The sequence below is a fragment of the Micromonospora halophytica genome (assembly GCF_900090245.1).
Lineage (GTDB): Bacteria > Actinomycetota > Actinomycetes > Mycobacteriales > Micromonosporaceae > Micromonospora > Micromonospora halophytica.
Genome location: NZ_FMDN01000046.1, coordinates 3303 through 9880 on the forward strand (window position 1 = coordinate 3303; position 6578 = coordinate 9880).

Here is a 6578-nt window from a genome sequence, read left to right on the forward strand (position 1 = left end):
GGTGTTCTCGTCCATCGCCGGGGTGTGGGGCTCGGCCGGGCAGGCCGGCTACGCCGCCGCCAACGCGTACCTCGACGGGCTGGTCGCCCGGCGGCGGGCCCGCGGCCACGCCGGCACCGCCGTCGCCTGGGGACCCTGGGCCGGCGCCGGCATGGCGCACGGCGAGCAGCAGGAACAGCTCGCCCGTCGGGGCCTGCCCGCGATGGCGCCGGACCTGGCGGTCACCGCTCTGCAGGGTGCGCTCGACCGGGACGACACCGCCGTGGTCGTCGCCGACGTCACCTGGGACCGCTTCGCCGCCTCCTTCACCGCGATGCGCCCCAGCCCACTGCTCGACGAGATCCCCGAGGCCGGCACGGCCGACCGTCCGGAGCCACCGGCACCGGACGGGGGCGCGGCGCAGGCGCTGCGGGACCGGCTCGCCACCGCCGGCGAGGCCGAACGGGACCGCATCCTCCTCGACCTGGTACGCGGCACCGCCGCCACCGTGCTCGGCCACCGCACCCCGACCGCGATCCGGGCCGGTCGGGGCTTCCTGGAACTCGGCTTCGACTCGCTCACCGCCGTCGAACTGCGCAACCGGCTCACCGCCGAGACCGGGCTCACCCTGCCCACCACCCTCGTCTTCGACCACCCCACGCCCACGGCGCTCGCCGCGTACCTGCGCACCGAACTGGCGCCCCACGGATCGGCCACCCCGGTCGTCGCCGAGATCGACCGGCTCGACCAGCTCCTGCGCGACGTCCCCGACGAGCGACGCGGCGACGCGGAGATCACCCGACGGCTGGAGGAGCTGCTCACCCGGTGGCGGGGCGGCGACGTCGTGACCGCAACGGCCACCCCCGACGGTGAGCCGGCCGCCGACCTGGCCGCCGCCACCACCGACGACATCTTCGACATCATCCAGCGGGAGTTCGGCAAGTCGTGACCACGTCCGCCCACAGGCGTGTGTCGCGTCCTCGGCCGAGGACCCGACACACGTCCTAGGGGTGTGCCGCGTCCATCTAGGGGTGTGCCGCCACCTGACGGCCTCCATAGGGTCGGAGCCCGTCAGGTGGTCGTACCCGGCCCGAGCGTCGACGCGCCGGCCGGGCGGTGGGGGTGCGCGCGGGTGCCCGGAGACACGGGAGGTGCCGGGTGACCCGGATCCGCCAGCTCGTCGCGATCAGCGACCTGCACGTGGTGTACGCGGAGAACCGCGCCGTCGTCGAGGCACTGCGCCCCGACGGCGACGAGGACTGGCTGCTCGTCGCCGGTGACGTCGGCGAGTTCGCCGCCGACGTCGAGTGGGCGCTCACCCTGCTCCGTGACCGGTTCGCCAAGGTCATCTGGGCGCCGGGCAACCACGAACTGTGGACACCCCGCGACGACACCGTCCAACTGCGGGGCGAGGCGCGCTACCGGCACCTGGTCAAGCTGTGCCGCCGCCTCGGCGTGGTCACGCCGGAGGACCCGTACCCGGTGTGGGACCCGGATGGCGATCCCGTCCTCATCGCCCCGCTCTTCGTCGGGTACGACCACTCGTGGCGGCCCCCGGGGACGTACACCCGGGAGCAGGCACTGGCCCGGGCACACGAGACCGGGGTCGTCTGCACCGACGAGATCCTGCTGCACCCCGACCCGTACCCGAGCCGGGACGCCTGGTGCCGGGCCCGGGTGATCCAGACCGAGCGGCGGCTCGACGCGGAGCGCGGCGGGCTGCCCACCGTGCTGGTCAACCACTATCCGCTGGTCCGCGAACCGACCCGGATCCTGCGCTTCCCCGAGTTCGCCCAGTGGTGCGGCACCGACCTCACCGCCGACTGGCACCTGCGCTACGACGCCCGCGTCGCCGTCTACGGCCACCTGCACATCCCCCGCACCACCTGGTACGACGGCGTCCGGTTCGAGGAGGTGTCAGTCGGCTACCCCCGCGAGTGGCGGCGTCGGGCCACCCCGCCGGGGCGCCTGCGGACGATCCTGCCGGCCCCCGCGCGGCACCTCGGCTGACCGGCGACTCCCGGCCGCCCGACCCACCGCACGCTGCGGATATCCGGCCCGCCGGGCGGGTGCGAATGAGGGGTCCGTAGGGGTTGGGCCGCCCCGCACCGCTCAGTACCGTCCAGTCACGGTGGCGGTCGGATGCCGGCATTCCCTCCGGTCGTGCGGTGGCGTGCGGGTGATCAGCGGTGAGGACAACACGTTGAAGCGGTGAGTTCGTTCGCCATCGGTCGCGCCGGTCAGTGACGCCGAGCCGGATCGATGGCATCCAGTCGGTGGAATCGATCGGCAGCAAGCTCCGGGCGGGTGGGTCATGGCGGACGAAGAGAAGCTCCTCGAACACCTCAAGTGGGTGACCACCGAGCTCCGCCAGGCGCACCGGCGCCTGCGGGAGCTGGAGGACGCCGAACCGGAGCCGATCGCTGTCGTCGGCATGGCCTGCCGGTTCCCCGGCGGCGTCAGCTCCCCCGAGGAACTGTGGGACCTCGTCGCCGCCGGCACCGACGCGACCGGCACCTTCCCCACCGACCGCGGCTGGGACCTGGCCCAGCTGTACGACCCGGACCCGGACCACCCCGGCACCTCGTACAGCGACCGGGGCGGGTTCCTGCGCGACGCCGGGCACTTCGACCCGACCCTGTTCGGCATCTCGCCCCGCGAGGCCCTCGCCATGGACCCGCAGCAGCGGCTGCTGCTGGAGACCACCTGGGAGGTGTTCGAACGCTCCGGCCTCGACGTGGGCGCGCTGCGCGGCAGCCGCACCGGCGTCTTCGTCGGCACCGCCGGCCAGGACTACGCCTCCGTCCTGCGCCGCCTCCCCGAAGGCGTCGAGGGGTACGTGCTGACCGGCACCGCCGCCAGCGTCATCTCCGGCCGGCTCGCGTACACCTTCGGGCTGGAGGGCCCGGCCGTCACCATCGACACCGCCTGCTCCTCCTCCCTGGTCGCCCTGCACCTGGCCAGCCAGGCCCTGCGCGACGGCGAGTGCACCCTCGCCGTGGCCGGCGGGGTCAGCGTGATGGCCACCCCCGGCGGCTTCGTCGAGTTCTCCCGCCAGCGCGGCCTCGCCTCCGACGGGCGCTGCAAGGCGTTCTCCGCCGACGCGGACGGCACCGGCTGGGCCGAGGGCGTCGGCATGGTGCTCGTCGAGCGACTGTCGGACGCCCGCCGCAACGGTCACCCCGTGCTCGCCGTGATCCGGGGCAGCGCCGTCAACCAGGACGGTGCCAGCAGCGGCCTCACCGCCCCGAACGGCCCCGCCCAGCAGCGGGTCATCCGGCAGGCCCTGGACAACGCCCGGCTCACCCCCGCCGACGTGGACGTCGTCGAGGCGCACGGCACCGGCACCACCCTCGGCGACCCGATCGAGGCGCAGGCCCTGCTGGCGACGTACGGCACGGACCGCCCGGCGGACCGGCCGCTCTGGCTCGGCTCGCTGAAGTCGAACATCGGTCACACCCAGGCGGCGGCCGGGGTCGCCGGGGTGATCAAGATGGTGCTGGCGATGCGGCACGCGACCATGCCGCGCACCCTGCACGTCACGCAGCCGTCCCCGCACATCGACTGGACGGCCGGCGCCGTCACCCTGCTCACCGACGCCCGCCCGTGGCCCGAGACGGACCGGCCACGCCGGGCCGCCGTCTCCTCGTTCGGCATGAGCGGTACCAACGCCCACCTCATCCTGGAGCAGGCCCCCGCGTCCGACCCCGCCACCGAGGACGCGTCGCCCGCGCGTGCGCTGCCGACCGCCCCGGTGCTGCTCTCCGCCGCCCACCCCGCCGCGCTCGCCGCGCAGGCCGGCCGCTGGGCTGCCTGGCTGGACGGCGACGCCGACCCGGGCCCGCTCGACGTGGCGTTCTCGTCGGTCACCACCCGCTCGATGCTGGACAGCCGCGCGGTCGTGGCCGCCACCGGCCGTGACGACCTGCTGGCCGGGCTGCGGGCGCTGGCGGCGGGGGAGCCGTCCGGCGCGGTGGTCACGGGTCAGGCCGGCGACCGGGGTCCGCTCGCGGTGCTCTTTTCCGGTCAGGGTGCGCAGCGTGTCGGCATGGGTCGGGAGTTGTACGGCGTCTTCCCGGTGTTCGCTGTCGCGTTGGACGAGGTGTGTGCGCATCTGGACCGGCTGTTGCCGCAGCCGTTGAAGTCGGTGCTGTTCGCTGACGAGGCGGGGCTGTTGGATCAGACGGTGTTCACCCAGGCTGGGCTGTTCGCGGTCGAGGTGGCGTTGTTCCGTCTGGTGGAGTCGTTCGGTGTGGTGCCGGACTTCGTCGGTGGGCACTCGGTCGGTGAGATCACGGCGGCGTATGTGGCCGGGGTGTTGTCGCTGGAGCACGCGTGTGCCCTGGTGGCGGCGCGTGGTCGGTTGATGCAGGCGTTGCCGGCCGGTGGTGGGATGCTGGCCGTGGCCGCGTCGGAGTCGGATGTGCTGCCGACGCTGGACGGGCTCGCCGACGTGGGCATCGCGGCCGTGAACGGGCCGACCTCCGTGGTCGTCTCCGGTGCGCTCGACGACTTGGACGAGGTGGAGCGGGTCTGGCGGGAGCGGGGGGCGCGCACCCGTCGGCTGACGGTCAGTCACGCGTTCCACAGCCCGTTGATGGAGCCGATGCTGGCGAAGTTCCGGGCGGTGGTGGAGAAGCTCACCTTCGCCGCGCCGGTGCTGCCGGTGGTGTCGAACCTGTCCGGGGCGCTCGCCGACCCTGATGAGATCCGTACCGCCGACTACTGGGTGCGGCACGTCCGCGAGGCGGTGCGCTACGCCGACGGGGTCACCGCGCTGCGCGCCGCCGGGGTGGACACGTTCCTGGAGATCGGTCCGCAGAGCGTGCTGACCGCGATGACCGCCGACGCGCTGCCCGACAACGAGGGTGTGCTGGCCGTGGCCGCCCAGCGCAAGGACCGGCCCGAGGTGGCGGCGCTGCTCGCCGGTCTGGCCGAGCTGCACGTCGCCGGTGTGCCGGTGACCTGGCAGACCTGGTTCACCGACACCGGCGCGACCCGCATCGAGCTGCCGACGTACGCGTTCCAGCGGGAGCGGTTCTGGCCCGAGGTGGGGTCGTGGCAGGTCGGTGACGTGTCGGGGGCGGGGCTCGGGGTGGCCGGGCATCCGTTGCTGGGTGCGGCGGTGCGGCTCGCCGGTGACGACGAGGTGGTGTTGACGGGCCGGCTGTCGGTGTCGACGCATCCGTGGCTGGCCGAGCATGTGGTGGCCGGCGCGGTGGTGGTGCCGGGCACGGCGCTGGTCGAGTTGGTGGTGCGCGCGGGCGACGAGGTCGGCGCGTCCCGGGTGCGGGAGCTGACGATCGCCGCGCCGCTGGCCCTGCCCGCCTCCGACGCCGTCCGGGTGCAGGTACGTGTCGGCGCGACCGACGCCTCCGGCGCCCGCCAGGTGACCGTGCACTCCCAGCCCGAGGACGACCCGGAGGCCGAGTGGACCCGGCACGCCGAGGGCGTCCTGGAACCCGCGTCGGCCGACGAGCCGACCCTGGGCGCCTGGCCCCCGGCCGAGGCGTCCGAGGTGGACCTGTCCGGCTGGTACCCGGCCTTCGCGGAGCACGGCCTGTCGTACGGGCCGGTGTTCCAGGGGCTGCGGCGGGTGTGGTCCGGTGCGGGTGAGGTGTTCGCGGAGGTCGTGCTGCCCGATGAGGTGGTGGCCGATGCGGGTGGGTTCGGGGTGCATCCGGCGCTGCTGGATGCGGCGTTGCATCCGATCGGGTTGCTCGATGGTGGGTCCGGGTCGGGTGCGCGGGTGCCGTTCGCGTTCGAGGGTGTGCAGGTGCATGCCTCGGGTGCGCGGACGCTGCGGGTGCGGTTGACCGGTTCCGGCACGTCGGTCCGCCTCGTCGCGGTGGACGAGTCGGGTGCGCCGGTGGTGTCGGTGGACTCGCTGGTGCTCCGCGAGATGGGTGCGGTCTCCGCCCCGAGCGCGGCCGACCGGTCGCTGTTCGAGGTGTCCTGGCCGGTCGAGGAGGTCGCCCCGGCCGCCACGCCGGTGGACTGGGCGGTGCTGGACCTGCACGGGCGTCCCGGCGCGGGAGCGGAGCAGGCCGGTCCGGTGCCCGTCCCGCCCGGCACGGCTGTCTTCGCGGACGTGGCGGCGCTGGTGGCGGCGGTGCAGGCGGGTGGCAGCGCGCCGCAGGCCGTCCTACTCACGGTGCCCGCCGCCGGCACCATGGCTGCCGACCTGGCCGACGCATCGACCGACGCCCCCACTGCCGGCGATGACCCGGCCCTCGCCACCACCGACCCGGTCACCGCCACCGAGGCGACCACCGCCACCGACGAGGTCATCGGTGCCGACGCGGCCGGGCTTCCGGACGTGGTGCGGCAGGTGACGGCGGATGTTCTCGCTGTGGTGCAGGGGTGGTTGGCGGCGGAGGTGCTCGCCGGTTCGCGGTTGGTGGTGGTGACTCGGGGTGCGGTGGCGGTCCGGGGCGAGGACCGGGTGACGGATCTGGCCGGTGCGGCGGTGTGGGGGCTGTTGCGGTCGGCGCAGTCCGAGCATCCGGACCGGATCGTGCTGGTCGACCTTGACCGTGCGCCGGACGCCGACGTGTTGGCGCTGCTCGCGGCGGTGGCCACCGACCCGACCCCCACCG

General features: G+C 74.3%; 3 protein-coding genes. All 3 read left to right on the forward strand.

The window, feature by feature from the left end:
• Positions 1–928, forward strand: a 928-nt coding sequence (locus tag GA0070560_RS29225; protein ID WP_211566040.1) for an acyl carrier protein, incomplete at its 5' end; no start/stop codon positions are given.
• Positions 929–1137: 209 nt separating this feature from the next.
• Positions 1138–1989, forward strand: a complete 852-nt coding sequence (locus GA0070560_RS27640) for a metallophosphoesterase family protein (protein ID WP_091303028.1) — start codon at positions 1138–1140, stop codon at positions 1987–1989.
• Between the two features lie 304 nt (positions 1990–2293).
• The coding region (locus tag GA0070560_RS27645) for a type I polyketide synthase (protein WP_139131626.1) at positions 2294–6578 on the forward strand (4285 nt) is incomplete at its 3' end.